This window comes from Variovorax endophyticus (assembly GCF_025376855.1).
Taxonomy (GTDB): domain Bacteria; phylum Pseudomonadota; class Gammaproteobacteria; order Burkholderiales; family Burkholderiaceae_C; genus Variovorax.
The window spans coordinates 134,186-160,026 of record NZ_JAHUTH010000008.1 but is presented as its reverse complement, the minus strand read 5'-3'; the positions used below and the strand labels follow the sequence as shown (position 1 = coordinate 160,026).

The 25,841-nt window shown below is 70.5% G+C and carries 22 protein-coding genes; all 22 read right to left on the bottom strand.

Annotated features, from left to right (window positions below; genetic code table 11):
* Positions 1-13 precede the first annotated feature (13 nt).
* Positions 14-1,297 (bottom strand): MgtC/SapB family protein, encoded by a 1,284-nt coding sequence (locus tag KV106_RS12735; protein ID WP_261210619.1) that lies wholly within the window; start codon positions 1,295-1,297, stop codon positions 14-16.
* 25 nt (positions 1,298-1,322) lie between these two features.
* Positions 1,323-2,927: an alkaline phosphatase D family protein gene (locus tag KV106_RS12730; RefSeq protein ID WP_261210618.1), complete on the bottom strand. Its 1,605-nt coding sequence runs from the start codon at positions 2,925-2,927 to the stop codon at positions 1,323-1,325.
* A gap of 50 nt (positions 2,928-2,977) precedes the next feature.
* Positions 2,978-4,045, bottom strand: a complete 1,068-nt coding sequence (locus KV106_RS12725; protein WP_261210617.1) for a porin — start codon at positions 4,043-4,045, stop codon at positions 2,978-2,980.
* Positions 4,046-4,158: 113 nt separating this feature from the next.
* Positions 4,159-5,418 carry an alkaline phosphatase family protein gene (locus KV106_RS12720; protein WP_261210616.1) on the bottom strand — a complete coding sequence of 420 codons (1,260 nt, stop codon included), beginning with the start codon at positions 5,416-5,418 and terminating at the stop codon, positions 4,159-4,161.
* Positions 5,415-6,215, bottom strand: a complete 801-nt coding sequence (locus KV106_RS12715) for a phosphodiesterase (RefSeq protein ID WP_261210615.1) — start codon at positions 6,213-6,215, stop codon at positions 5,415-5,417. Before KV106_RS12715 ends, KV106_RS12720 begins: the two co-directional genes overlap by 4 nt.
* Positions 6,212-7,915 (bottom strand): dipeptide ABC transporter ATP-binding protein, encoded by a 1,704-nt coding sequence (locus KV106_RS12710; RefSeq protein WP_261210614.1) that lies wholly within the window; start codon positions 7,913-7,915, stop codon positions 6,212-6,214. The genes KV106_RS12715 and KV106_RS12710 overlap by 4 nt, the downstream gene beginning before the upstream one ends.
* Positions 7,916-7,929: 14 nt before the next feature.
* Positions 7,930-8,775 (bottom strand): ABC transporter permease, encoded by an 846-nt coding sequence (locus tag KV106_RS12705; protein WP_261210613.1) that lies wholly within the window; start codon positions 8,773-8,775, stop codon positions 7,930-7,932.
* Positions 8,776-8,778: 3 nt separating this feature from the next.
* Positions 8,779-9,735, bottom strand: a complete 957-nt coding sequence (locus KV106_RS12700; RefSeq protein ID WP_093346069.1) for an ABC transporter permease — start codon at positions 9,733-9,735, stop codon at positions 8,779-8,781.
* Positions 9,736-9,784: 49 nt separating this feature from the next.
* Entirely contained in the window at positions 9,785-11,350 is a 1,566-nt protein-coding gene (locus KV106_RS12695) for an ABC transporter substrate-binding protein (RefSeq protein WP_261210612.1), read from the bottom strand.
* A 109-nt stretch (positions 11,351-11,459) separates the two neighbouring features.
* Positions 11,460-12,905: a phosphonoacetaldehyde dehydrogenase gene (gene phnY / locus KV106_RS12690; RefSeq protein WP_261210611.1), complete on the bottom strand. Its 1,446-nt coding sequence runs from the start codon at positions 12,903-12,905 to the stop codon at positions 11,460-11,462.
* On the bottom strand, positions 12,902-13,999 hold the full coding sequence (gene psrA / locus KV106_RS12685; protein WP_261210610.1) for an iron-containing alcohol dehydrogenase PsrA: 1,098 nt from the start codon (positions 13,997-13,999) through the stop codon (positions 12,902-12,904). Before psrA ends, phnY begins: the two co-directional genes overlap by 4 nt.
* A 10-nt stretch (positions 14,000-14,009) precedes the next feature.
* Positions 14,010-15,248 carry a phosphonoacetate hydrolase gene (gene phnA, locus KV106_RS12680; protein ID WP_261210609.1) on the bottom strand — a complete coding sequence of 413 codons (1,239 nt, stop codon included), beginning with the start codon at positions 15,246-15,248 and terminating at the stop codon, positions 14,010-14,012.
* A gap of 172 nt (positions 15,249-15,420) precedes the next feature.
* Positions 15,421-16,962, bottom strand: a complete 1,542-nt coding sequence (locus KV106_RS12675) for an amidase (RefSeq protein ID WP_261210608.1) — start codon at positions 16,960-16,962, stop codon at positions 15,421-15,423.
* Positions 16,963-17,017: 55 nt separating this feature from the next.
* Positions 17,018-17,710, bottom strand: coding sequence for an ATP-binding cassette domain-containing protein (locus tag KV106_RS12670; protein WP_203207381.1), 693 nt, complete (start codon positions 17,708-17,710; stop codon positions 17,018-17,020).
* Positions 17,704-18,462, bottom strand: a complete 759-nt coding sequence (gene urtD, locus KV106_RS12665) for an urea ABC transporter ATP-binding protein UrtD (RefSeq protein ID WP_261210607.1) — start codon at positions 18,460-18,462, stop codon at positions 17,704-17,706. The genes KV106_RS12670 and urtD overlap by 7 nt, the downstream gene beginning before the upstream one ends.
* A complete protein-coding gene (gene urtC / locus KV106_RS12660; protein ID WP_261210606.1) occupies positions 18,459-19,574 on the bottom strand; it encodes an urea ABC transporter permease subunit UrtC in 1,116 nt (371 codons plus the stop codon). The genes urtD and urtC overlap by 4 nt, the downstream gene beginning before the upstream one ends.
* A gap of 5 nt (positions 19,575-19,579) precedes the next feature.
* Positions 19,580-20,473, bottom strand: a complete 894-nt coding sequence (gene urtB, locus KV106_RS12655; RefSeq protein WP_261210605.1) for an urea ABC transporter permease subunit UrtB — start codon at positions 20,471-20,473, stop codon at positions 19,580-19,582.
* Between the two features lie 76 nt (positions 20,474-20,549).
* On the bottom strand, positions 20,550-21,797 hold the full coding sequence (locus tag KV106_RS12650; RefSeq protein WP_261210604.1) for a transporter substrate-binding domain-containing protein: 1,248 nt from the start codon (positions 21,795-21,797) through the stop codon (positions 20,550-20,552).
* A gap of 259 nt (positions 21,798-22,056) precedes the next feature.
* Positions 22,057-22,656 carry an ANTAR domain-containing response regulator gene (locus tag KV106_RS12645; RefSeq protein WP_057591909.1) on the bottom strand — a complete coding sequence of 200 codons (600 nt, stop codon included), beginning with the start codon at positions 22,654-22,656 and terminating at the stop codon, positions 22,057-22,059.
* Between the two features lie 16 nt (positions 22,657-22,672).
* Entirely contained in the window at positions 22,673-23,821 is a 1,149-nt protein-coding gene (locus KV106_RS12640) for a transporter substrate-binding domain-containing protein (protein WP_261210603.1), read from the bottom strand.
* Positions 23,822-23,976: 155 nt separating this feature from the next.
* A complete protein-coding gene (locus KV106_RS12635; RefSeq protein ID WP_261210602.1) occupies positions 23,977-25,230 on the bottom strand; it encodes a cation:proton antiporter in 1,254 nt (417 codons plus the stop codon).
* Positions 25,231-25,272: 42 nt separating this feature from the next.
* A complete protein-coding gene (locus KV106_RS12630; RefSeq protein ID WP_082321724.1) occupies positions 25,273-25,839 on the bottom strand; it encodes an RNA polymerase sigma factor in 567 nt (188 codons plus the stop codon).
* Between the last annotated feature and the right edge of the window lie 2 nt (positions 25,840-25,841).

Genomic DNA, 25,841 nt, shown 5'->3' with positions numbered 1-25,841 from the left:
ACCGATGCGGCGCTCAACCGACGCTCGGCAGGATCAGCGGCAGCACCAGGTGCCGGCCGGCCAGCCCGACGGCGCCTGCAACGGCGATGCACAGCATGGCCGTGCACAGCTTCGTGGTGAGGCTGCGTTCGCGCGTGCGCAGCACGAAGGACATGCTGAACGCGATACTCGTGAGCGAGGCCAGCACCGCGCCCGTGCCGGCGGTGGTGGCCGACAGGCTGCCCTGCGACGCGAGCGCGGCGGCCGCGGCCACGGCGCTCGCGCTCGACATCAGGCCGCCGACCACGCTCACGAAGTAGAAGCCCGCATCGCCGAACTGCCGCTGCGTGAGGCCGCCGACGATGTGCAGCACCAGGAACACCACGCCGTACTTGAGCGCCAGCGGCAGCGAGAACGGCAGGTCGAGCTTGATCTCGGGCACGTCGGGCACGGGGCCACGCGTGGCTCGCCGGTAGCTCCACAGCACGAGCACCGCGCTCGCGAGCATCATCAGCGCGAAGGCGCCCGAGGCGCCCAGCAGCGCGAGCGGCGCCAGGATCAGCAGCAGCCCGGCATTGCGCACCACCATCGCGGTGGTCGCCAGCAGGATGCCGCGATAGGCCGTGCCCACGTAGGCGCCGCGCGTGGCGACCACGCGCGAGGCCATCTCGATCACCGTGAAGTTGCTGTTCACCAGCCCGCCGAGAAAGCCCGAGAGCTCGGTGCCGCGCGTGCCGTAGAGCTTCCAGAGGATGTAGTTCACGAAGCCGATGCCCGCGATCAGGATCACCGTGACCCAGGCGGCGCGCGGCTCCACCAGGTGCCACGGTCCCACGGCCCCGGCCGGCAGCGCCGGATAGATCACGATCGCGAGGATGGCCAGCAGCAGTGCCGAGCGCATCTCGCTCTCGGTCAGCTCGGCCGAGAAACCGGCCAGCCGTTCCTTCCACGCCAGCAGCGCGGTGGCCAGCACCATCACGGCGGCGGGCGAGATGGTGTGGCCCTGGCCGCAGAGCACGCCGGCCAGGCAGGTCACGAGCATGGCGGCCGAGGTCGTGAGCTCGGCGCCCTGCCCGGCGCGCAGCGTCTGCACGTTGAGCAGCACCGCGAGCACGCCGACCAGCGCCAGGCACAGCAGCGCCACCGGCATGCCCAGCAGGCCGCCGAGCGCGCCGAGCAGGCAGATGAAGCCGAAGGTGCGCAGCCCCGCCTCCTTGCCGCGGCGCTCGCGCTCCAGCCCGATCAGCAGGCCGAGCGCCAGGCTCAGCGCCAGCCGCACCAGGATCTCCAGGTAGGGCCACTCGGCCCCGGTGGTCATGGGGATGGTCTTGTCTGGCATGGGGTCAGACCGCCCGGGGACCCGGCACGCAGTCGTCGACCGCGAAGCGCGCCAGCGTCGAGATGCCGCTGTCGGGCTGCGCGACGTCGTCGAGCACGCGCAGCGAGGTGAGCCAGCGCCCGGGCGTCACGTCGGCCACCGCATAGCCGCGCCGGTCGGAACGCGCGAGCAGGATGTGCGGGTTGTTGTCGGCGATCTCCTGCGCGCGGCTCTGCGCCGTGCCGCTGGCCGAGGCGATCGAGGTGCCGCAGAACTCGCTCGCGATGACCGGCGACTGCGGCCGCGAGAAGTCGGCCAGCACGCGGCTGACGTAGTTCTGGTGGATGTCGCCGCCGAGGAAGACGGTGTTGCGCGCGCCCGCGCCCTGCACCGCGTCGAGCACGCGCTGGCGGCTCGCGGGATAGCCGTCCCAGGTGCTGGGGTGGTAGCTCTCGGCCGGCAGCGGCTTGTAGTTGCGCTGCGCGAAGATGGTCTGCTGCGCCACCACGCTCCAGCGCTCGCCCAGCGCGGCGTCCTGCGCCAGGCCCTGCTCGAGCCAGCGCTCCTGGTAGCTGCCGAGGATCGAGCGCGCGGGGTCGCGCAGCTCGGGGCAGCCCGTGGGCGTCACCGAGCTCGGCGATTCCTCGCCGGGCACGCGGCAGGGCTGGCGGTCGCGGTACTGGCGCGTGTCGAGCATGTGGAAGCGCAGCAGCCGCCCCCAGGCATGCCGCTCGTAAATGCGCAGGCCGTCGAGCGTGCCGAGCCCGCCGATGCCCTGCGTGAGCACCGAGGCGCGCAGCGGCATGTTCTCGTAGAAGGCCTGGTAGCCGGCGCCGCGCCGCGCGAGGAAGTCGCCCGCCGCGCCGGTGCCTTCGAGGCCCGCGTAGTCGTTCTGCACCTCGTGGTCGTCCCAGGTCACGAGCCAGGGGCAGGCGCGGTGCGCGGCCTGCAGCTGCGCGTCGGTCTTGTAGAGCGCGTAGCGGTCGCGGAAGTCCGCGAGCGTCTTCGCGGCCGGCAGCGTGTGCGTGCGCACCAGCTGGTAGCTCGGCGGCTTCTTCGGCATCGCGTATTCGTAGACGTAGTCGCCGAGGAACACGATCAGGTCGAGGTCCTCGTCGAGCATGTGGCGGTAGCCCGCGTAGTGGCCCTGCTCCCAGCGCTGGCACGAGACGAAGGCGAAGCGCGTGCGCCCGGGCATGGCGTGCAAGGCCGGCGCGGTGCGCGTGCGCGCCGTCTGCGTGACCGCGTCGCCGTGCATGAAGCGGTAGAAGTACCAGCGGTCCGGCCGCAGGCCCGACACCTCCACGTGCACCGCGTGCCCGAGTTCGGCCAGCGCGTTCGCCTGGCCCGTGCGCACGATGCGGCGGAAGGCCTCGTCCTCGGCCACCTCCCAGCGCACCGTCAGCGAGGCGGGCAGCGGCAGGCGCGGCGTGTCGAAGGGCACGGTGCCGGGCACCGGGCCGTCGAGCAGCCGGGTCCACAGCACGAAGCCGTCGGGGGTCGGCGAACCGCTGGCGACGCCGAGCGGGAACAGGTCGCGCTGGGCCAGCGTGTTCGACCAGCTCCAGCGCGGCAGGGAGGTGGCGGCCGCGGCGGCCGAGGCCAGGCGGATGAGATCGCGACGGTGCATGCTTGTCTCCAATCGTGGATTGTGGGGGTGGTTCAGCGGGCCGGGCGCGCTCAGAACGCGTGGCGGATGCCGAAGTTCTGGCCGCTGGCCGCGTGGTCGGCGAGGCCCGCGACGTCGCCGCCGACGGTCAGCGCGGCGCCGCGCCGGTTGCGCACATGGGCAAAGGTCGCATAGAGCGCGGTGCGCTTCGACAGGTGGTGCACGTAGCCGAGCGCGATCTTGCTGGCGCGCGAGCGGTCGCCCGGGTAGCGGAAGGCCACCTGCCCGTAGCTCGCGCGGATCTCGCCGGGGCCGATCGGCACCGTCACGCCGACGGTCGCGCCTTCGAAGCGCTTGTGGCCCAGCGGCATCTGCACCCGGTCCTGCGCGTACAGCGCCTCGACCGATGCCACGCCGAAGTCGTAGGCGACGCCGATGCTGGCAGAGCGGATGTCGCGCGGGCGCGTGGTCGGCGCCTTGGGCCCGCCCATGGTCCGGCTGTAGGCCGCACCCACGCGGAACGCGCCCTGCCTGTAGCCGAGGCGCCCGCCGAGGTAGCGCTCCGCGTCGCCGCCGTCGACCGCCTCGGGCAGGCCGTACTGGAACTGGCCCGAGAAGCCGCCCAGGTCGCGCGGCAGGAAGTAGCCGACCGAGTTGCTCACGCGCACATGGGAGCTCTGACCCGCGTTGGCGCTGCCGTAGAGGATGGCGCGGCCGCGGTAGACGATGCTCTCGCCGACGCCGTTGGTGACCCAGGGCCCCGAGAAGTCCGACTGGATCAGGTAGGTCGGCGTGTAGTCGCGGCCCAGCCGCAGCTCGCCCCAGGGGCCGGCCAGGCTCACGGTCGAGCGCCGCGCGAGGTCGAAGGATGTCGGGTTGTCGACGGCGAGCGAGCCCTCGAGCCAGAAGCCCGCGCTCAGGCCGCCGCCCAGGTCTTCCTGGCCGCGAAAGCCCAGGCGGCTGCTCGCGAGCCCGTCGGAGGCCAGCGCGGTCTGGCTGCCCTTGCCGTGCACGCGGTAGTGGGCGACGCCGGTGTCGATCAGCCCGAACAGCGTGACGCTCGACTGGGCATGGCAGGCACCGATGGCGAGCATGGCGCCGCCGGCGATGACGGGGGTGAATCTTCTTTGTCTCTTCATCTTTTTCTTCGAGTGGTTGGGGGTGACCCAGGGATGGCGACGCGCAGGCGGGCCCCTCACGCGCATGCGTGACGAATCCATCCGGCATCGGGGGAGCAAAAGACGCGGCGCGTCTACTGCAATGCGCGTCCCTGCATGCCGTCCGCCGCCACGCCGAGGTGGCGCAGCACGGTCGGCGCGATGTCGATCAGCGACGCGGGTTGGCGTCGCTCGCCGGGACGAAGCCCTCCCCCTCTCAGGTAGAGAAAGGGATGCTGTTCGTGTTCGCCCAGTCCGCCGTGCTGCGCGCAGCCGACGGGCGATGAATCGCTGAACGGGCTCAGCAGCGAGACGCTGCGGCCCGGCACGCCATGGGGATTGGCGCGCGCGTCATGACGCAGCGCCAGCGCCAGGCCGAGCGGGCCTTCGGTCGGCAGGCCGATCTCGGCGAGGGCCTGGCCGGCGAACACGCGTCCCGTGAAGTCCTGGTCCTGCAGCCACCGCACGAGCGCGGGAATGGCGTCGCGTGCCTCGTCGGCGAAGTACAGCAGCGCGGCATTGCCGTTGGGCGCCACCACCACCTCCTGCGATTCGCGCGAGCGCTTCCAGCCGGCCTCGACCAGCAGCGCGTCGAGGTCGATCTTGCGTTCCACCGTCTCCATGCCGTGGTCGGAACAGGCGACCAGCAGGATCTCGTCGCCGGCCGGATCGAGCGCCTCCACGGTGCGCCGCACCTGGTCGACGCAGGCATCGGCGTGGGCGATCATCGCCAGGTGCTCGCCCGATCCGAGCGCCACGCCGTGCGCCGTGTGGTCGGGCTCCGAGAGCCACAGCACGGCCAGCGCGGGCGCGCGTTCGCGCAGCACCTCGCGGCAGAAGCGATCGGTCATCGCCCGGTCGCCCGCGGCGCCCACCTCGATGGCCAGGCCGTCCGTCAACGCGACACCGCCCGGTCCGCGCGAGCCGGCGCGGTGGTAGACATGGCCGAAGCCGTCGGGATCCTGCAGGTAGGCCGCGCCCGGCGACACGTTCGACATGACGATCGCACCGCCCTGCCGCGCCAGCCGCTCGGCCCAGGTCGGGCGCCGCAAGGTGCGGCCCGTGGCGCGGCGCAGGCGCTCGAGGAAGTCGGGCTTGCCCACCGACAGCCGCACCAGCGCGCCCTGCTCGCGCAGCACCATGGTGTTGCCCAGCAGGCCGTGGGCGGCCGGCAGGCAGCCGGTGGCCATCGAGGCCGAGCTGGTGCGCGTGGTCGAGGGAAAGACGCCACGCGCCGAAACGAAGTCGGCGCCCTGCGCGCGCAGCGCCGCGAGCGCGGGAGCCACGTCGGGCGTGACCAGGTCCGCGCACAGGCTGTCGCAGACCACCACGACGGCGCGCCGCCGGCTGCTCATTTCGAAACGTCCCGGGGCGCCGGGAGCGTGGACTTGTCGAGGTAGTCGTGGAAGTGGACCGTGACCTGGTCCGCCGCGAGGAACACCACCGCATAGGCCGGCGGCTCGTGGCTCTTGGGCACCGGCGAGATGGTGTGCAGATCGAACGGCACCTGGTGGTTGAGGCCGCGCATGGTCGAAAACGGGATGCCGCGCCAACTGCCGCAGACCGGTCGGTGCACGTGGCCGAAGAACAGGTGGCGCAGGTTGCGCCGGCCCGCCACCAGCCGCGCGAAGGGCTCGGGGTTCGCGAGGCCGATGCGGTCGAGGCACGGAATGCCGATGTCGAACGGCGGGTGGTGCATGAACAGGTAGGTCGGCCGCTCGCCGAGTCGGTCGAGCTCGGCCGCGAGCCAGGCCAGACGCTGCTCGCAGTACAGGCCGCCGTTGCGGCCTTCGTCGAGCGTGTCGAGCAGCAGGAAGCTCGCGTCGGCCAGGTCGAAGCGGCCCTGCACGAAGCCGTTGCCGTCGCTCGGCCCGCCCGGGCATTGCGCCGCGAGCAGCGCGCGGATGTCGTGGTTGCCCACCAGCGGGAAGCACGGCATGGGCAGCCGCGCGAGCTGGGTGCGCAGCGCCGCGTAGGCCGCGCTCTCGCCGCGGTGCGCGAGGTCGCCCGTGATCACGCAGCAGGCCGCGTCGCGGTGGTGCTCGAGGATGTCGTCGATGCAGGCGGCGAGCCGCGCGTACGGGTCCAGGCCGTGCAGGATCTCGCCGGGCGCGACGAGGTGGGGATCGGTGATGTGGATGAACTTGGTCATGCGGCAAGAGTTTCGGGTGAGGCGGTCACGGAATGCAGGGCGGTGGCCTGCAGCAGCAGGCGCGTGTAGTCGTCGGCCGGGGCATCGAAGACCTGGCGCGTGGCGCCGGCCTCGCGGACCTCGCCATGGCGCAGCACCACGACGCGGTCGGCCATGCGCCGGACCACGCCGAGGTCGTGGCTGATGAACAGGTAGGCCGTGCCGGTCTTGCGCTGCAGCTCGAGCAGCAGCTCCAGCACCTGGGCCTGCACCGACACGTCGAGCGCCGAGGTGATCTCGTCGCAGACGATCAGGTCGGGCTCGGCCGCGAAGGCGCGCGCGATGGCGACGCGTTGCTGCTGCCCGCCCGAGAGCTGGCGCGGGTAGCACTCGAGCAGCGCCGGATCGAGGTGCATGGCGCGCATCAGCGCCTGCGCGCGTTCGCGCAGCGCCGGGCCGCGCAGCCCGGTGAACAGGGTCAGCGGCCGCTCGAGGATGGCGGCGATGCGCTGGCGCGGATTGAGCGAGGACAGCGGGTCCTGGAACACGATCTGCACCCGCCGGCGCAGCGTCGGCGAGCGGTCGGTGGCCTTCGCGGCCAGCGGCTGACCATCGAAGTGCAGCGAACCGCCCGAGGGCGCCATCAGCCCCGCGACCAGCGAGGCCGCGGTGGACTTGCCGCTGCCCGACTCGCCGACCAGGCCGAGCGTCTCGCCGCGCCCGATCGCGAACGACAGGCCGGCCAGCGCGGGCCGCGCCGTGGCCTGCTGCGGCTGGAACCAGGCGCGGCGGCGCGCCGGGTACGAGAACGCGAGGTCCTTCGCCACCAGCAGCGCGCCCTGCGCCTGCTGCTGCGGCTCGCGCGCCGGCGGCTCGGCATCGACGCGCGGAATGGCCGCGATCAGCTGCCGCGTGTAGACATGCGCGGGCGCGCCGAAGATGCGCGCGGCCGGCCCCTGCTCGACGATGCGGCCCTGGTGCATCACGATCACCTGGTCGCACATGCGCGAGATCACGCCGAGGTCGTGGCTCACATAGATCAGCGAGGTGCCGAAGCGCTCGCGCAGGGTGCGCACCAGCTCCAGCACCTGGACCTCGGTGGTCTTGTCGAGCGCGGTGGTCGGCTCGTCGAGCACCAGCACGCCGGGGTCGCCGGCCAGCGCCGCGGCGATCACCACGCGCTGGCGCTGGCCGCCCGAGAGCTCGTGCGGATAGCGCGCGCAGATGCCCTTCGGATCGGGCAGGTTGGTGGCCTCGAACAGCTCGAGCGTGCGCGCCCGCGCCTCGGCAGCGCCGCAGCCGCGCAGGTGGCGCACGGCCTCGTCGACCTGGTCGCCGATGCGCATGTGCGGCGTCAGCGAGCTCAGCGGGTTCTGCGGCACGAAGGCGATGTGCCGGCCGCGCAGCCGGCGTCGCGCCGGTTCGTCCAGGGGCAGGATGTCCTCGCCCGCGATGCGCACCGAGCCCGCGGTGATCACGCCGCCGGGCCGGCAATGGCCCAGCAGGGCGCGCGCCACGGTCGATTTGCCCGAGCCGCTCTCGCCGACGATGCCCAGGCTGCTGCCGGCCTCGACCGTGAACTCGACACCGCGCACCGCGCCGACGACCTGTCCGTCGGCGCGCCGGTAGCCGATGCCCAGGCCCTGGACCTCGAGCCGTCCGCCGATGCGGCGCGCCGCCTGCTGGCGCCGTGCCAGCGCGTTGGATTCGGGATGCTTCATCGTTGCCTGTTCCTTCATGCCGCGTCCTGGCCGCGCGTGGCGTCCAGTCCGAGGGCCCGTGCCAGCGCTTCCGCGCCGAAGTTGAGTCCCACCACCAGCGTGGAGATGAAGACCGCCGGCGCCAGCACCAGCCAGGGTGCGAACGCGAGCTGGCTCACGCCCTCGGCGACCATCAGCCCCCAGTCGGGCGTGGGCGGCGAGATGCCCATGCCCAGGAAGGACAGCGAGCTCAGCAGCAGGATCGCGTGCGACATGCGGATCGCGAACTCGACGTAGACCACGTCGAGCGTGTTGGGCAGCAGCTCGCGCAGGATGATCGACACCGTGCCCTCGCCGCGCAGCTGCGCGGCCTTCACGTAGCCCAGCTGCACCTGTGTCAGCGCCTGGGCCCGCACGATCCGGATCACGCCCGGGAAGTACACCATCCCGATGAGCACGATCAGCACCGGCAGCGATTCGCCGAAGCCGACCGCGAACAGCGCGACGAACAGGATGCCCGGCAGCGCCAGCTTGAGGTCGACGATGCGCATCATCACGTCGTCGAACAGCCCGCCGAGGTAGGCGGCCGTCACGCCGAGGATGCTGCCGACGCCGACCGCGACGACCACGCCCGTGAAGGCGGCCAGCAGCGCCGTGCGTCCGCCCCACAGCAGGCGCGACAGATAGTCGCGGCCCAGCACGTCGGTGCCGAGCCAGAACTCGGCGCTCGGCGGCTCGGCGCGGCCGCCGTTGAGCGACATCGGGTCGTAGGGCGCGATCCAGGGCGCGGCCAGCGCGACGGCCAGGTGCAGCACGACGATGCCGATGCCGAACAGGGCCACGGGCCGCAGCAGCGCGTGGTGGTTGATCTTGAACATCATGATTCAGCGGCTCCTGGCGCGGGGGTCGAGGGCGGCCACCGCGAGGTCGGCCAGCAGGTTCATGGAGACGACGGCCAGGGCCGCCAGCAGGCTGATGGCCTGCACGATCGGCACCTCGCGCTTGTCGACGGCCTGCAGCAGGATCATTCCGAGCCCGGGATAGCCGAACACCTTCTCGACCACCACGATGCCGCTGAGCAGGCCGGCCACGTAGAGCGCGGCCGAGTTGAGCGCCGGGATCACCGAGGCCGGCAATGCATGGCGCAGGATCAGCCGCAGCTCGCCCAGGCCGGTGAAGCGGGCGCGCTCGACGTAGTCGCTGGCCAGCGACTCGATCAGCCCGGTGCGGATCAGCTGCACCAGGTGGGCGATGGAGCCGAACACGATCGTCGCGACCGGCAGCACCGACACGGCCAGCAGCGCCGACGGCGGCGCGTCGGCAAAGGCCAGGATCACGGCGGGGAAGACCGGGATCCAGATCGCGAACACCAGCACCAGCAGGTTGCCCGAGGCGAACTCGGGGATCGAGTAGCCGATCACCGCGCCCATCGAGGCCAGCGTGTCGGGCAGCCGGCCCCGCCAGAAGGCCGCGACGATGCCCAGCAGCAGCGACACCGGAATGGCCACCAGCGCCGTCACGGCCGCGAGCAGCAGCGAGTTCTTCACCGGCTCGCGGATGATCTCGACCACCGGCGTGCCGCCGAGGATGGTCTTGCCGAAATCGCCGCGCATGGCGCCCGTGAGCCACTCGAAGTAGCGCACCGGCGCCGGCCGGTCGAGGCCGAGGTCGTGGCGCTTTCGCGCCAGGTCCTCGGGATTCATCATCGCGATCTCGTCGGCCGTGAGGCTGACTTCGAGCGCGTCGCCGGGCAGCACCTCGGTCGCCACGAACACCAGCATCGAGGCCAGCAGCAGGGTCAGCGCGTAGAGGCCCACGCGCCGCAGGAAGGTCATGAGCATGATGGGTCGCCGTTCGCGCGCGGTTCGGTGAAGGGAATGCGGGGCCGGCTCACGATTTCCAGACCTCGTCGAAGCGCATCGACCAGAACTGCGAGTGGTTGCGCAGGTCGTGCACGTTGGGCTTGTGGATCAGCAGGTTGCGCCGTCCGCCCGCGGACAGGGTCGGCACCTCGTCGCGCAGGATCTCCTGCATGCGCACGTAGTTCGCGCGCCGCTTCTCGGTGGAGGGCTCGGCGAGCGACTTCTGGTAGAGCGCCATGTACTCGTCGCAGCCCGCGCCGCGCCAGTAGCCGCTCTCGTTGTTGTCGGGCCGCAGCCGGTACAGGCTCACGCCCGGATTGCGCGGGCCGGCCGGCGTGTAGGCGAAGCGGTGCTTGCGCGTCTTCTCGGCATCCTCGACGCGCCACTGGCGGTAGCCGTCGCTCGGCCGCTGCTCGATCGGCAGCACGATGCCGGCCTCCTTCACCGACTCGGCCAGCACCTGGAACACGCGCGGCACCTCGGGCCAGGTGGGCGCGAAATAGAAGGTCGGCAGCTTCACGCCGTTGGGATGGCCGGCCTCGACCAGCAGCGCGCGCGCCCGTGCCACGTCGTGCATGCGCTGCAGCGGCTGGAAGGCGGCATTGGCCGGCGTCAGGTGCGAGTCGTTGCCGACCCAGCCGGCCTTCTTGCCGTAGACGATGCGGATGATCTTCTCGCGGTCCACCGCCAGCGCCAGGGCTTGCCGCACGCGCTTGTCGTCGAGCGGCGAGCCCTCGACCTTGGGGATCACCATCAGCGCCTGGTCGCCGCTGCTCGACAGGCTGTACTTGAGGTCGGGCGTGCGCTCGAGGTCGGGCAACAGGCCGGGGTCAACGCCGATCACGGCATCGAACAGGCCGCCGCGGAATCCGTTCAGCGCGCCTTCCATGCGGCCGGGCGAGCTCACGACCTCGAGCCGGTCGAGGTAGGGAAAGCCGGCGCGCCAGTACTTCTCGTTGCGCTCGAGGATGATGCGGCGCTTGGGATCGAGGCTCGCGATCCGGAACGGCCCGGTGCCGATGCCCGAGAGGCCGATCGCCTCCTTCTCGGCCGCCGGCATGATCATCAGGTGGTACTCGGCGAGCACGTAGGGGAACTCGCTGTTCGGCGCGTCCAGCGTCATGCGCACCTTCCTGCCCACCTTCTCGACCTTGACGATCTGCTTGGCGTAGCCGGTCGCGGTCTGGTGGAAGCGGTAGGACGACACCACGTCGTCGGCCGTCATCTCGCGGCCGTCGTGGAACAGCACGCCTTCGCGCAGCGTGATGTCCCAGACCTTGAGGTCGGCGCTCGGCTCCCAGGCCGTGGCGAGCTCGGGCTGCACCTCGAGGTTCTCGTCGACCCAGGTCAGCGCGTTGTAGGCGCTGCGGTTGTTGAGGTCGAGCCAGTGCTGGGGATGGCGGCCGGTGCGCGCATCGCCCATCCGGTTGTTCGGGTAGGTGTTGGTGTAGACGAAGGTGCCGCCGCGCTTGGGGGCGGCCTGCGCCGCCCGCGGAAAGAGCAGCTCGCCGAGCGAGAGCGCGGCGCCGGCGCCGGCGCCCGTCAGCAATCGGCGGCGCATGGCGTCGATCGGGCAGTTGTCGTTGGGTTTCATCGTGTCTCCTGGCAGTCATCGGGCGCCTGGCCGGCGCTCTTCGGTTCGCGCGGCCTCGCATCGCATGTCGATGCGAGGCCGCGCGCCGTTCAGTCCATTGTCGGTGGGCTCACCATGGCAGCGAGAGCGTCTTGCAGTTGGTGAACGACTTGATCGCCTCCTGCACCCCTTCCTTGTAGCCAAGGCCCGAGTCCTTGATGCCGCCGAAGGGCGTGAGCTCGATCCGGTAGCCCGGCACCTCCCAGAGGTTGACGGTGCCGACCTTGAGCTCCTTGGCGAAGCGCATCACGTCGTCCATGCGGTTGGTGCAGATGCCCGACGAGAGGCCGAAGGCGGTGCCGTTCGACATCGCGATGGCCTCGTCGATGTTCGCGAAGCGCAGGATCGGCGACACCGGGCCGAAGGTCTCCTCGCGCACCACGGTCATCTCGGGGCGCACCCGGTCGAGCACCGTCGGCGCGTACAGCGCGCCCTCGCGCTCGTTGCCGGCCAGCAGCCGCGCGCCCTGCGCGACCGCTTCTTCCACCACCGCCTGGAAGCGGCGCGCCGCGGCCTCGTCGATCACCGTGCCCATGTCGTTGCCCGCATCCATCGGATCGCCGAACTTCCAGGCGCGGGTCTTCGCCACCACGCGCTCGGTGAACTCCGCGGCCACCTTCTCGTGCACCAGCATGCGCTTGACGGCGGTGCAGCGCTGGCCCGAGTTCTTGTAGGAACCCTGCACGGCCAGATCGCTGGCGCGGTCGAGGTCGGCGTCGTCCATCACGATCAGCGGGTCGTTGCCGCCGAGCTCGAGCACGATGCGCCGGTAGCCGGCCTTGTTCGCGATGTACTTGCCGATCTCGACGCCGCCGGTGAAGGTGATCAGCTCCACGTGGCGGTGGGTCAACATCTCGTCGGCGATCTCGCGCGGGTCGCCCGTGATCACCTGCAGCATCTCGGGCGGCAGGCCGGCCTCGTACAGCAGGTCCGCGAAGTACAGCGCCGACAGCGGCACCTTCTCCGAGGGCTTGAGCACCATGCGGTTGTTGGTCGCGACCGAGGGCACCACCTTGTGGGCCACCTGGTTCATCGGGTGGTTGAAGGGCGTGATGGCGGTGATCACGCCCAGCAGCGGCTCGCGCGTGGTGATCACCTTGCGCTGCTTGCCGTGCGGCGTGAGGTCGCACGAGAACACCTGGCCGTCGTCGCGCAGCGCCTCGTTGGCGCCGAAGTTCAGCACGTCGGCCACGCGGCCGATCTCGTAGATGCTGTCCTTCTTCGACAGGCCCGACTCGCTGGTGATCAGCGTGGAGGCCTCGTCGGTGCGCGCGCGCAGCAGCAGCGCGGCGCGGTTGAGGATCGCGGAGCGCTCGTAGCGCGACAGGCGCGGCACGTAGGCGTGCGCGATCTCGTAGGCGCGCCGCACGTCCTCCAGCGTGGCCATGGCGACGGTGCCCACCGTCTCGCCGGTGTAGGGGTTGCGCACGGCGATCGTGCGCGGCGTGTGGACCTTCTCGCCGCCGATGCGCAGCGCTTCGACGCGGATGTCCTGTCTGTCGAGAATGGCGCTCATGCCGCCTCCTTCTGTTGGGTGCCGATGAAGTTCTTGCCGCGCGCGCCGGTCAGTGCATGCGCGACCATGCGGTCGGCCTGCTCGCTCGACACGCCGTAGTCCGAGAAATGCGTCTTGACGCCCAGCCGCTCGATGAAGCCGGCCAGCTTCTCCGGCGCGCGGTCCAGCGGGCCGAGCGCGCGCTCGAGCACCGCGTCGCGGCCGGCGTCCTGAAGGATCGCGCGCCGCAGCACCATCGGCAGCGGGAACGAGCAGGCGATGCCGTGCGGCAGGCCGTAGCGCAGGGTCATCTCGTACGAGATGGAGTGCGCGAGCGCGGTGCGGGTGTTCGAGAAGGCCATGCCGGCCTGCAGCGCGGCCAGCGCCATGCGGGCGCGCAGATCGAGGTCGTCGAGCTTGTCCATCAAGAGCGGCAGGGTCTCGAAGATCCGCTGCACCGCCGCGACCGCGAAGGTGTCGGACAGCGCGTTCGCATTCACGTTCCAGATCGCCTCGAGCGCATGCGACAGCGCATCGAGGCCGCTTTGCAGCGTCACCGAGGCCGGCAGCGAGAGCATCAACTCGGGGTCGACGATCGCGATGCTGGGCCAGGTCTCGGGAAGGTGCAGCGAATGCTTGCGCTGCGCCTCGCGGTCCCAGATCGTGGCCCAGGGCGTGACCTCGCTGCCGGTGCCGGCGGTCGTCGGCACCGCGATCAGCGTCTTCACACGCGCCGGAACGAAGGGCCCGCCCGCGGCCAGGGCCGCCACCAGGTCGTCGAAGCGGCCGCTTCGCGTGCCGACCATCAGCGCCTTGGCGGTGTCGATCGCGCTGCCGCCGCCGACCGCGACCAGCACCTCGGCCTGCTGCGCATCGCTCCAGAACGCCTCGTAGAGCGCCCGCAGTTCGGCCACGTCGGGGTTCGGCAGCACCGCGTCGATCACACCGGCCAGGCCGTCGCCGAGCAGGGCCTGCAGCCGGTCGACGAGCCCGAAGCGGCGCGCCTCCGGAAAGGTCACGACCACGGCCTTGCGGCCGGCCAGCAGCTTCGGCAGGGACGACAGGGCCCCTGCCCCGTACACGCTGCGCACGGGATTGAAGAATTCCTGGGACATCTGGACCTCTTCAGCGGGCGGCGCCCGCGTGGTTCAGGGCCAGGTCGAAGACGTCGAAGTTGCGCAGCCGGCGGCGCGGGTCCACGCCCTGCAGCGCGCGGTTGAACAGCAGCGGCACCTTCTGCTCCGAGACGCCGCCGTGCGAGCGCAGCGGCACCGTGAGGCCGCTGAGGTCGTGCCGCGCCGCGCTGGTGCCCAGCACCGTCAGGTGGTCGCCGACCACGACCAGGTCGCCGATGCGGTCGCCCGCGAGCTCGAACTGCCGCACCGCCTGGTCGCGCGTGAGCACCTGCTCCACGCCGGGCAGGCCGGCCAGCGCCTCGTGCACCTGCTCCAGCGGCGCGCGGTTGACGTACACCGTCGCGAAGGAGCCAAGCGCGCCGTGGTGCACCACGTAGGGATCGGTGATCGGCAGGATCACGCGCGTGCTGGCCTCGCCCAGCCGCGCATCGAGTTCCTGCTGCAGGTAGAGAACGCGCGGATTGCCGGCCGCGTCGGTCTTGGGGCTCATGCCATGGTCGGCCGTGAGGCCGATCACCGCGCCCAGTGCGTCGAGCCGCGCGAGGTAGCCGTCCATCATCGCGTAGAAGGCGTTGGCCTCGGGCGTGCCGGGCGCGCACTTGTGCTGCACGTAGTCGGTGGTCGAGAGATACATCAGGTCGGGCTTGCGCGTCTCGAGCAGGCGCACGCCGGCGGCGAAGACGAACTCGCTGAGGTCGGCGCTGTAGACCGAGGGCACGGGCTTGCCGACCAGATCGAGCACCCGGTCGATGCCGCATTCGGCGACGGTCGCCTTGTCGGCCTTCTCGGCCGAGAAGCAGATGCCGCGCAGGCCGTGGCCGAGCATGGTGCGCAGCTTGTCCTTGGCGGTCACGGCCGCCACCAGCGCGCCGGCATCGGAGAAGGCCGACAGCAGCGTGGGCGCGCGCAGGTACTCGGGGTCGTTCATCATGACCTCCTTGTCCGCCGCCACGTCGTAGAAGAAGTTGCCGCAGATGCCGTGCACCGAGGGCGGCACGCCGGTCACGATCGACACGTTGTTCGGGTTCGTGAAGCTCGGGACCACGCAGTCGCCGATCAGCGAGCTGCCCTGCTCGAGCATGCGCTGCAGGAACGGCGCCGCGCCGGCCTGGATCGCCTGCGTGATGTAGTCGGGCTCGCAGCCATCGACGCACACCACGACCACCGGCGCGCGCGGCTTCGCGAAATGCCGTCCATTGGCCAGGACGGTCTCGGCTTGAAATGTCATCGGGAAGCTCCTTTGGAAATCAGTGACTTGTCTCGGAGACCTTGTCGTCTCGCGCTGGGTGCACTGTCCGCTCGAAGCTTCTATTCGTCCAATTCAAGTTTTTCGGGCAATGTATTGAGCAGAGCTATACATTGCCCGGGAAAGTACGGAGACGGCGCTCCGTACGCTGCGCTCAGGCGGCCGCGAGCCGCGGCGCCTTGCGATGCCGCGTCGCCGTCTCGTAGTCGTGCGCCAGCGCGAGCAGGGTCGCCTCGCTCCACAGCGGCCCGACGAACAGCAGTCCGAACGGCGCGCCCGAGGCGTAGTAGCCCGCGGGCACCGTCACGGCCGGCAGGCCGGCGATGTTGAGCTCGCCCACCGTGGTCTCCTGGATCGTGCCGCCGCGCGTGACCGGCAGCTCCTCGCGCATCTGCGGGAACACCAGCGCATCGAGCTGCTCGCGCGCGAACACCGCGTCGACGATGCGCAGATAGGCCTCCTTGAGCGCGATGAAGTCCGACAGGTCGGGCGGCGTGCCCGGCGACCTGAGCGCGGCCGCGAACTGCGGCAGGTTGTGCAGGTAGCTCAGCACGCCGCCGGGGGCGAAGGCGGATTCCTTCTCGGTCGCCTTCGCGAAATCGGCGAAGGACTTGAGCGCCGCGTCGGGGCCCAGCCGCTCGAGGTACTTCTGCAGGTCGTAGGGCACCGACTCCATGCCGCGCGCATCGAAGTTCGTGAGCGGCAGCGTGGGCTGGCGCAGCTGCGCGAAGCCGGTGTCGGCGAAAGGATCGTCGACCAGCACCGCGCCGCGCTGGACGAGTTCCTTTGCCGCGCGCGCATAGAGCTCGCTCGCCTCGGCCGACAGCGGCTGGGTGCGCCAGCCCGGTCCGTACAGGCCGATGCGCGCGCCCGCGAGGTTGCGGCTGCCGAACTGCGCGGTGTAGCCGCCCACCGGCTTCTTGCCGACGCCGGCCAGCGTCTTCGGATCCTCGGGCGAGTAGCCCGCGAGCACGTCGAGGCACAGCGCCGCGTCCTTCACGGTGCGCGCGATCGGGCCCACCACGTCGCGGTTGCCCGACAGCGGCATCACGCCCGCATTGGGCACCAGGCCGATGGTGGGCTTGATGCCGACCAAGTCCTGCGCCGAGGCCGGGTTCTGGATCGAGCCGCCGGTCTCCTCGGCCAGGCCCAGCACGGCCATGCTGGCGCCGACCGCGGTGGCCGTGCCCGCGCTGCTGCCGCCGGGCACGCGATCGGGCAGCACCACGTTGAGCGTGGGGCCGGCCCAGCTGTCGTCGGCATGGGTGCCGGTGTGGCTCAGCACCGGCACGTTGGTCTTGCCGAGGATGACCGCGCCGGCCACGCGCATGCGCGCCACCACGGGCGCGTCGGTGGCGGGCATCAGGTCGACGCCGCCGCTCTTGCCGTGCAGCAGCGACCAGCCGGCCGTGGTCGGGAAACCGACCATGTCCATCGGGTCCTTGACGACCACGGGCACGCCCGCGAGCGGGCCGAGCGCCTCGCCGGCCGCGCGCCGGCGGTCGATGGCACGCGCATCGTCGATGGCCTCGTCGTTGAGGAAGATGATGGCGTTGTAGCGCCCGTTCCAGGTCTCGATCTGCGCGAGGCAGGCGCGCGCGAGCGACTCGGCCGTGAAACTGCCGTTGCGAAAGCCTTCCTGCACGGTGTCGACGGTCAGCGTGGCGAGGTCGATGGCGGGGGTGGTCTGGCTCATGGCGAAGAAACTCCTCGTGAATGCGGTGAATGAAGAGGGAGACAAGAAGGGAAATTCAGAAGGTCATGTGGCGATCGATGATCTCGTCGCTCAGCTGCTCGATGGGACCGCTCTCGACGATGGTTCCCTTCTCGAACATGGCGAAGCCGCTGGCCACGCGGCGCACGAAGTCGATGTTCTGCTCGACCAGCACCATCGTCAGGCCGAGCTCGCGGTTCATGCGCGCGATCGCGGCCTCGATCTCCTGCACCACCGAGGGCTGGATGCCCTCGTTGGGCTCGTCGAGCAGCATCACGCTGGGTTGCGCCGCGAGGGCGCGCGCCAGCGCGAGCTGCTGCTGCTGGCCGCCCGACAGCACGCCGCCGGGCCGGTCGAGGTTGGCCGCCAGGTACGGGAACAGCTCGAGCGCCAGCGGCGGGATCGCGCGCGGCCCCCGGCCCGAGAAGGCGCCCATCAGGATGTTCTGGCGCACGCTGAAGTCCGGGATGATCTCGCGCCCCTGCGGCACGTAGGCGATGCCGCCGCGCGCGCGCAGGTGCGTGGGCAGCCCGTCGATGCGCAGGCCGTCGAGTTCGATGCGGCCCGTGGCGCGCACCATGCTGCCCATCAGGGTGCGCAGCAGCGTGGTCTTGCCCATGCCGTTGCGCCCGAGGATGGCGGTGATCTTCCCCTTCGGGATGGAGAGGCTCACGTCCTGCAGCGCGTGGCTGCGGCCGTAATAGCTGTCGACGTTGGCGAGTGTCAGCATGTTGATGCGATTCCGTGGGATCCGAGGTAGGCCTGACGGACGCGCGCATCGCGTTCGATCTCGGCGACGCTGCCCTCGGCCAGCACGCGGCCCAGGTGCAGCACAGTGATGCGCTCGGCGATGTCGCGCACGAAGGCCATGTCGTGCTCCACCACCAGGATGGTGTGGCGCCCGCGCAGGCTCTTGAGGATCTGCGCGGTCTTGCGCGTCTCGCCGGCCGTCATGCCGGCCGTGGGTTCGTCGAGCAGGATCACCTTCGGTTGCTGCGCGATCAGCAGGCCCAGTTCCAGCCATTGCGTCTGGCCATGGCTCAGGTCACCGGCCTGCTGCTGCTGCACATCTTCCAGGCCGGCCAGCGCCAGGATCTCGTCGACGCGGCGGTCGGTCTCGCGCCCGAAGCCCCAGCGCAGGTTGCGCAGGATCGAGGGCGCGCGGCTCGCGGCCACGCACAGGTTGTGGCGCACCGTGAGCTCGCGGAACACGCTCGGGATCTGGAACTTGCGGCCGATGCCCGCGCGCGCGATCCGGTACTCGGGCCAGTTCGTGAGGTCGCGCCCGTGCAGCTCGACCCGGCCCTCGGTGCTGCGCGTCTTGCCCGAGATCAGGTCCATCAGCGTGGTCTTGCCCGCGCCGTTGGCGCCCAGCAGCACGCGCAACTCGCCCTCGGCCACGCGCAGCGACACGCCGTCCACCGCCTTGAAGCCGCCGAAGCTCACGCCCAGCGCATGCAGTTCGAGTGCGATGTCGCTCATGGCGCACCTCCGCTGGCACGGCGCTGACCGATGCGCTCGAGCAGGTCGTGCGCCCAGCCCGCCATGCCCTTGGGCAGGTACAGCACCACCAGCACGAAGGTGAGCCCGACGATCACGCGCCAGGCCTCGACCAGCGACTGGGTCTCGCTCGCCGTGGCCTCGAGCATATTGATCAGGATCGCGCCGATGCACGCGCCCAGCAGCGAGGCGCGCCCGCCCACCGCGGCCCACACCACCATGGTGATCGAGAAGCTCAGGTCCATGAAGGTGGGCGAGGCGAACTCGGCCACCACCACGTAGAGCATCCCGGCCACCGCGGCGATGGCCGCCGACAGCGCGAAGAAGAAGGTCTGGTAGTGCGCCACGTCGAAGCCCAGGTAGCGCGCGCGCTGCGGATCGCCCGAGGTGGCGCGCAGGATCACGCCGGCGCGCGTGGCGAGCAGCGCGCGCGCACCGACCAGCACCACGGCGAGCACGCCCGCGACCAGGTAGTAGGTCGACACGCCGTAGGGATCGAGCTCGTGCCCCGCGATGCGCAGCCAGGCCAGGTCCGACAGCCCGTTGAAGCCGTTGGTGATCGGCTGCGCATCGACCAGCAGCAGGCGCACCAGCAGCACCAGGGCCAGCGTGACGATCGACACGAACACGCCCGCGATGCGCTTGCGGAACAGCAGCGCGCCGAGCACGAAGGCCACCAGCGCCGGCAGCAGCAGGCCCATGGCGAGGCCGAACCCCTGCGACTGGAACGGCTGCCACAGGAAGGCGCCCGGGTTGATGCAGCACAGGTCGACGGTGGCGCCGGGCTGCGCGTTCGACAGCATGAAGTCCGGCACCGGGTTGGCGCCGCCATGCTGCAGGCTGGTGGGGCTGGCCATCTTCAGCGACATGGCCAGCATGTAGGCGCCGAGGCCGAAGAACAGCCCCTGCCCCAGGTTCAGGATGCCGGCATAGCCCCAGCTCATGGCGACGGCGATGCCGAGCATGCCGAACACCAGGTACTTGGCGAGCCGGTTGAGCCAGAAGCCGTCGAGCACCAGCGGTGCCAGCGCGACCAGGGCCAGGAAGATTGCGTAGGCGGCGAAGGTCGCGCGCCGGTCCAGAGGAGTGCCCATGCCGCTCACCGCCCCTTGAACGAGAAGAGGCCCTGCGGCCGCACCACGATCAGCAGGATCACCAGGCCGAACACCACCGCGCGCGCGAGGATGTCGTTGCTGACCGCCGCCACCACGCCCGTGACCTCGCCGAGGCCGATCGAGGTGACGACCGCGCCGAGCAGGCTGCCGACGCCGCCAGACACCACCACCAGGAAGCTGTCGACCACGAGCGCCGTGCCCATGTCGGGCGAGACGGTCTTGAAGCCCGCCACCAGCACGCCGGTGATGCCGGCCAGGCCGGCGCCGAAGGCGAAGGTCCAGGCGTTGACGCGCTGCACGTCGATGCCGCAGGCCGCTGCCATGCGCGGGTTGCGGATGATGGCGCGCACCTGCATGCCGATGCACGTGCGGTAGAGCAGCAGCCAGGTCGCGAAGGTCAGCACCACGGTGCAGGCCACGATGAAGGCGCGGTAAGCATTGATCGGCGTGTCGCCGACCATCACCGCGCCCTGCAGCACGGCGGGGATCGGCATGTTCTGCAGCCCCGGCCCCAGCCCTTCGATGTGGATGCCGAAGAAGGCCAGGCCGCCTTCGAGCCGCACCGCCTGCTGCACCAGGATCGCCACGCCCCAGGTGGCGAGCAGCGTGTCGCCGAGCCGGCCGTAGAGGCGCCGCACCACGCAGCGTTCGATCAGCAGGCCCAGCGCGGCCGCGACCACGAAGGCGATCGGGATCGCGGCGAACAGCCCGAGCCCGAGCCAGATCTGCGCCAGCACCGCGGCATAGGCGCCGACCATGATCATCTCGCCGTGCGCCATGTTCACCACGCCCATCGCGCCGTAGATGATGACCAGGCCGAGCGCGGCCAGCAGAAGAATCGAGCCCATGCTGAGCCCGATCAGGAGTACGTCCAACATCGGAAGTCTTTCTCTTGAGGGTGAGTGCGGGCGCGGCGGTTGCCGCCGCGCCCGCGGCCGGCTGTTCAGGCCTCTTTCAGGCCTTCACCGGCGCGGCGCCGTTGCGCTTGCAGATCAGGTTGGCGTCGGTCTCGCCGTAGGCGAAGTAAGGCAGCGGCCGCACCGGTTGCGGGCTCGCGTCGACCACCTTGCTCTGGCCGTCGGCCTGCCACTGGCCGATGCGCGGCGTGACCCAGGCATGCAGGCTCTCGGGATCGATGCGCACCTTGCCGCCGGGCGCGTCGTAGCTCTGGCCGCCGATGTGGGCGCGGATGGCATCGGCCGTGGTGGCCTTGCCGGCCTCCACCGCCTGCTTCCAGAGGAAGACCTGGAAGTAAGCGGCTTCGAGCGAGTGGTAGGTCACGGCCTTGGGGTCGTTGACGAACTTGCGGTAGCGCTCGATGAAGGACTTGTTGGCCGGCGTGTCGATCGACATGAAGTACGGCACCGAGGTGTAGCTGCCCGCCGCGTACTCGCCGCCCATGGCCGCGATCTCGATCTCGCTGATCACGGTGGCGCAGATCGGCACCGCGGCCTGCGACATGCCCTGGTTCTTGTACTCGCGGTAGAAGGCCACCAGCGAGTCGCCCACCACGTGCGAGAGCACCACGTCGGCGCCCGACTCCTTGATCTTGCGCACCACCGAGGCCCATTCCGAATGGCCGAGCTCGAGGTATTCGTCGGCCACCCACTTGGCGCCCGATTGCTCGATCAGCTTCTTGCTGACCTTCGACATCTCGCGCGGATAGACGTAGTTAGAGCCGACGATGAAGAATTTCTTCTTGCCGAGCTTCTCGACGATCCACGGCACGTAGTTGGCCAGCTGCTGGTTGGCGACCGCGCCGCTGTAGACCACGTTCTTCGAGCACTCGAAGCCTTCGTAGTGCGTTTGATAGAACAGCATCGCGTTCCGGCGCTCGAACACCGGCAGCACCGCCTTGCGGCTGGCCGAGGTGTGGCAGCCGAACACGGTCTCGATGCGGTCGCGCGTGATCAGCTTCGAGGCCTTCTCGTTGAAGGTCTTCGGGTCGGAGGCGCCGTCCTCGAGCACCACCTCGACCTGGCGGCCCATCACGCCGCCCGCGGCGTTGATCTCGGCCACGGCCATGCGCACGCCGTTGGCGAGCATCTTCTCGACGATCGAGAGACCGCCGGTCTGCGAATAGAGCGCGCCGACCTTGATGGTGTCGGCCGCGTAGGCGCTGCGCATCAGCGCGGGCGACGAGAGGGCAGCCGCGGAAGCAGCCGAGGAAACGAGGAAGTGGCGGCGGTTGGTTGTCAACATGATGGGACCTCAGGACGTGACGCAGCGACCATGCGCTGACGAATGGTTGAAGAGCTCGATGGGTGGAACCAGCCGACAGCACTGTCGGGCGCAGGCGAAAAAAAACCCACAACGCGGTGGGGACCGCGGCGTGGGCTTCATTGCCAGATGGACCGGAGAACACACATGGTTCCCGGTGCCGGCTGCATCGGCGCCTGACGAATCAAGGGGATGCAGCCACCGAGCCGGAGGACCGACTCGATGCAGTCATGCTAGCGAGTTAAGGCGACGGGTGCAACAGGGTTTCCATGTTGATGATCGAACTCGCGATCTGTTCCATCGACAGCCGCTTGGCCATCGCCTGCGCGCGGATCGCCTGGTAGGCCTCGCCCTCGCTGATGCCCTTGGAGGCCATGAGGATCGTCTTCGCGCGGCTCATGGCCTGGTCGCTGGTGATCTTGCGGCGCAGCTTGCGGTTCTCCTTGAGCATCGCCTGGCGCTCGGCCCACAGGCTGCGCGCGGTCACCAGGTGCGCGAGCAGGCCGAAGGGCTTGATCGGCTTCTGCACCACCGCGAAGGCCGCGCTCTCGAGCACCAGCTGCAGGGTGGTCGGGTCCTCGTAGTTGACGATCGCGATCACCGTCGGTTCGGGCCGCGGCATCGACTTGAGCAGCGCCTCGGTGGCCTGGCGCGACTCGCCTTCGACGAGCAGGAACAGCACGTCGACATTGGGCGGCACGGCGGCCGGCATGGGCCAGGCCATGCTGACCATGCAGCCCACGCGGCGCAGGTGGCTGACGAGGGCGTCGCCCTCCTCGTCCGGCGGATGGACGACGACGATCTTGAGCTCGGGCAGTTCGCGCAGCAGCGAAATGGTCATGGCGCCTCCGCTTCCCTCAGGCCGGCCGTCCCGCGAGCGGATCGAACCGGTTCTCGTACATGTAGGGATCGGGCTTCACGCGCAGGCCCGGATCGTCCACCACCTGGAACGTGCCCTGCGCATCCACGCGCGCCACGCGCGGCCAGAGGTAGGTGTGGTGGTTCTCCTGGTCGATGCGCACCCGGCCCTGCGGCGCGTCGAACTCGTGCTCGTGCAGGTGCGGCAGCATCGCCTCGAGGCGGTCGCTGCCCGCGCGCTCGAGCGTCTGCGCATAGAGCATCACCTGGAAGTAGGCCGACTCCGCGCAGGCCGTGATCGGCAGGCCGGTGCCGAAGCGCTTGCGCCAGGCCGCGACGAATCGGAGGTTGGCCGGCGTCTGCAGGGTCGAGAAGTAAGGCGCCGCCGTGATGCTGCCCGCGGCCGCGCGCGCCGACATCTGCGCGATCTCGGCCTCCTGCGTCGACTGGCTCGCGATCGGATGCGTCTGCTGGTCGAAGCCCGCCTCGCCGTAGGCCTCGTAGAAGCGCGCGATGCCGTCGCCGACCACGGTCGAGTAGACGACGTCGGGCTGCGCGGCCTCGATGCGCCGGATCACCTTCGGCATGTCGATGTCGGCCACGCGCAGCGGCACGTACATCTCGTCGAGCACCTCGCCGCCGGCCTGGCGGAACAGGTCCGCGATGATCCGGTTGGATTCGTAGGGGTAGACGTAGTCCGAGCCGATCAGGAACAGCCGCTTGCCGAAATGGCTCGTGAGGTAGCGCACCAGCTGCACCGAGTTCTGGTTCGGCGCCGCGCCCGTGTAGACGCAGTTCGGCGAGTACTCGAAGCCTTCGTAGAGCGTGGGATAGAACAGCAGCGCGCGATGCGCCTCGACCACCGGCAGCACCGCCTTGCGCGTGCTCGACATGTAGCAGCCGAAGATCACCGCCACGCCCGCCTGGTCGCACAGCTGCTTGGCCAGCTCGCGGTAGCGCGGCGGCCGCGAGGCCGGGTCGAGCACCACCGGCTCGATCGGCCGCCCGAGCACCCCGCCGTTCGCGTTGACCTCCTCGATCGCGAGCAGGGTCGCGGCCTGCTGCGTGCGCTCGACGGCCGCGGTCACGCCCGTCGATGAGAAAAGCACCCCGACTCGCCAGGGGGGTTGTGGTTTGGATCCGGTCACGGTCTGGACTCCCAAATGAAAAAAGCCCCCAGCAGCCCTTGCGGCCGCTGGGAGCTTCACTGCTCCATGTCAATGTCGAGGCCTTGCGGCGTCGTCCGCCCTACTGTAGCAGTCCCGCGTCCACGGCAGGCAAGTCTTTGCAGAAGCCCCGCGCTTCAGTGGGAGGCCGGGCGGCCGCTGGCGTTCTCCATCGGCGCCACGCGCCGCACGATCCAGCGGAAGGCCGGACCGGTCAGCAGGGTCGACAGCACCGCGAGCGTGACCAGGGCCGCGAAGGCATGTTCCGACAGCAGGCCCTTGTCGCGCAGGATCGTGGCGGCCACGATCTCCATCAGCCCCTTGCATTGCAGCAGCGTGCCCACCGCGAGCGCCTCGCGCCGCGACAGCCACTTGGCCGGCGCGCACGCCAGCACCGCCACCAGCTTGGCTCCCACCGCCAGCACCAGCAAGGTGGCCGAGGCCTGCAGCGAGGCCCAGCCCAGCACGCTGCCGTCGATCTTGAGTCCGCTGTGACCGAAGAACACGGGTGCCAGGCCGATCAGCGCGAACTGGCCGAGCCGCTCCACCGGCAGCCGCCGCGACCAGGCCGCCGGCACGATCGCGCCCGCGAAGTAGGCGCCGAGCAGCTCGTGCAGGCCCAGTTGCGAGCTCGACCACGCGCCAGCCGCGAGGAACAGCGGCATCGCGAACCAGATCGCCCAGACCGGCGGCTCGCGCGTCGCCTTGCGCGCGACGGCGGCAATGCCCGCCAGCGTCGCGGCCAGCGCGATCGCCGCGGCCGGCTTGACCCAGGAGCCCGCCAGCAGCGCCTGCCCTTCGGCCGCCAGCAGCAGCAGCGCCAGGCCGATCCACAGCACCGCGTCATCGAGCACCGCGATGCGCAGCGCGATGCGCGTCAGCGGCCGGTGCAGCGGCCCGAGCTCGCGCACGATGCCGATCAGCACCGGCAGCGCACTCACGGCAAGGCACAGCCCGATCGCCAGAGCGCCCCACCATGGGCCACCATGCGGCGCGGCCCAGCCCGGCAGGTGGTTGAACCAGAGCTTGGCGGCCAGCGTGCCCACCGCGAACGGCAGCAGCAGCGCCATCACCGCGCTGGCGACGAAGCGCAGCGTCTCGCCGGGCCGAGCGGGCGGCAGGTCGGCTGCGCCCGGCAGGTGCACCGTCTGCCGCGTTTCGAGCCCGGCCGTGAAGGCCAGCAGCAGCACCCCGATCCAGCCGATGAAGTCGCCGCCCGCCGACGGGATACCCGCGGCCTTGGGCAGCACGCCAGTGGCCGCGAGCAGCAGGCCGATGATGATGGGCAGCACCGCGATCGGCACCGAGCGGCCGAGGGCGCGCCAGATGGCCCAGGACAGGCCCATGAAGAGGATCAGGTCGGCGAAGGTCGAGAGCAGGCTGGGGAGCATGGGTGGATGCTACCGTGGGCTTCGCCCGCGACGCGGCGGGCGTCAGTGCATGCTGTTGCAGCATGTGAGCGCATGGCGCAGCGCGGTGTCCACGCCGCGCAGCGACAGCCGGTAGCGCGACGCCACCTCCTGACGGCTCATCTCGTCGATGCGCAACGCGACCAGCACCGCCCGATGGCGGCGCGGCAGGCTCTGGATGGCGCGGTCTACCGCCAGCACGTCGGAGCGTGCCTCGGCGATCAGCTCCGGCCCCGGCGCGGGATCGGGCAGGCCGTCGATCCCGGCTTCGGCATCACTGGTGTATTGCGCGGCCCGGTTGCGGCGCAACTGGTCCATCGCGAGGTTGCAGGCCACGCGGTAAACATAGGCCTCGGGATTGCGCACCGCTTCGTGCGTGGCGTCGCCCAGGCGCACCCAGGCATCGTGCAGGCAGTCGCTGGCCAGGTCGGCATCGCCCAGGTGCCGCAGCAGGCGCTGGTGCAGGCGGCCGTAGTTCGCCACCAGCACGTCGCGCAGCCCCAGCGTCCCGCGATCCGCATCCGCGGCCGTCGCCTCGACATCCTCCACCGCGGAGGCTTCGAAGCAGAACCAGGCATTCATGTCCAACATGG

Coding starts and splice junctions, on each gene's coding strand:
- KV106_RS12735 (WP_261210619.1), bottom strand. CDS start 1,297: ATGACCACCGGGGCCGAGTGGCCCTACCTGGAGATCCTGGTGCGGCTG.
- KV106_RS12730 (WP_261210618.1), bottom strand. CDS start 2,927: ATGCACCGTCGCGATCTCATCCGCCTGGCCTCGGCCGCCGCGGCCGCC.
- KV106_RS12725 (WP_261210617.1), bottom strand. CDS start 4,045: ATGAAGAGACAAAGAAGATTCACCCCCGTCATCGCCGGCGGCGCCATG.
- KV106_RS12720 (WP_261210616.1), bottom strand. CDS start 5,418: ATGAGCAGCCGGCGGCGCGCCGTCGTGGTGGTCTGCGACAGCCTGTGC.
- KV106_RS12715 (WP_261210615.1), bottom strand. CDS start 6,215: ATGACCAAGTTCATCCACATCACCGATCCCCACCTCGTCGCGCCCGGC.
- KV106_RS12710 (WP_261210614.1), bottom strand. CDS start 7,915: ATGAAGCATCCCGAATCCAACGCGCTGGCACGGCGCCAGCAGGCGGCG.
- KV106_RS12705 (WP_261210613.1), bottom strand. CDS start 8,775: ATGATGTTCAAGATCAACCACCACGCGCTGCTGCGGCCCGTGGCCCTG.
- KV106_RS12700 (WP_093346069.1), bottom strand. CDS start 9,735: ATGCTCATGACCTTCCTGCGGCGCGTGGGCCTCTACGCGCTGACCCTG.
- KV106_RS12695 (WP_261210612.1), bottom strand. CDS start 11,350: ATGAAACCCAACGACAACTGCCCGATCGACGCCATGCGCCGCCGATTG.
- phnY (WP_261210611.1), bottom strand. CDS start 12,905: ATGAGCGCCATTCTCGACAGACAGGACATCCGCGTCGAAGCGCTGCGC.
- psrA (WP_261210610.1), bottom strand. CDS start 13,999: ATGTCCCAGGAATTCTTCAATCCCGTGCGCAGCGTGTACGGGGCAGGG.
- phnA (WP_261210609.1), bottom strand. CDS start 15,248: ATGACATTTCAAGCCGAGACCGTCCTGGCCAATGGACGGCATTTCGCG.
- KV106_RS12675 (WP_261210608.1), bottom strand. CDS start 16,962: ATGAGCCAGACCACCCCCGCCATCGACCTCGCCACGCTGACCGTCGAC.
- KV106_RS12670 (WP_203207381.1), bottom strand. CDS start 17,710: ATGCTGACACTCGCCAACGTCGACAGCTATTACGGCCGCAGCCACGCG.
- urtD (WP_261210607.1), bottom strand. CDS start 18,462: ATGAGCGACATCGCACTCGAACTGCATGCGCTGGGCGTGAGCTTCGGC.
- urtC (WP_261210606.1), bottom strand. CDS start 19,574: ATGGGCACTCCTCTGGACCGGCGCGCGACCTTCGCCGCCTACGCAATC.
- urtB (WP_261210605.1), bottom strand. CDS start 20,473: ATGTTGGACGTACTCCTGATCGGGCTCAGCATGGGCTCGATTCTTCTG.
- KV106_RS12650 (WP_261210604.1), bottom strand. CDS start 21,797: ATGTTGACAACCAACCGCCGCCACTTCCTCGTTTCCTCGGCTGCTTCC.
- KV106_RS12645 (WP_057591909.1), bottom strand. CDS start 22,656: ATGACCATTTCGCTGCTGCGCGAACTGCCCGAGCTCAAGATCGTCGTC.
- KV106_RS12635 (WP_261210602.1), bottom strand. CDS start 25,230: ATGCTCCCCAGCCTGCTCTCGACCTTCGCCGACCTGATCCTCTTCATG.
- KV106_RS12630 (WP_082321724.1), bottom strand. CDS start 25,839: ATGTTGGACATGAATGCCTGGTTCTGCTTCGAAGCCTCCGCGGTGGAG.